Below are 253 nucleotides of genomic sequence, written 5' to 3'. Positions count from 1 at the left end.
CTCGGTAGCTCAGTCGGTAGAGCAGAGGACTGAAAATCCTCGTGTCGGCGGTTCGATTCCGTCCCGAGCCACCATTTATCTTAATAATATACGCCGGCTTAGCTCAATTGGTAGAGCAACTGACTTGTAATCAGTAGGTTGGGGGTTCAAGTCCTCTAGCCGGCACCATGTAAGTTTCGGAGGGGTAGCGAAGTGGCTAAACGCGGCGGACTGTAAATCCGCTCCTTCGGGTTCGGCAGTTCGAATCTGCCCC

1 tRNA gene is annotated in these 253 nt (G+C 53.4%); it reads left to right on the top strand.

Annotated elements, in window-relative coordinates:
• The first annotated feature begins 92 nt into the window (after window positions 1-92).
• Window positions 93-168 (top strand) — tRNA-Thr (locus tag JDS82_RS29265).
• The last annotated feature ends 85 nt before the right edge of the window (window positions 169-253 follow it).

The sequence above is a fragment of the Bacillus cereus group sp. N14 genome, assembly GCF_016483555.1.
GTDB classification, from domain to species: Bacteria; Bacillota; Bacilli; order Bacillales; family Bacillaceae_G; genus Bacillus_A; species Bacillus_A wiedmannii.
The sequence above is the reverse complement of the archived record's forward strand: the minus strand, read 5'-3'. Positions and strand labels throughout refer to the sequence as shown.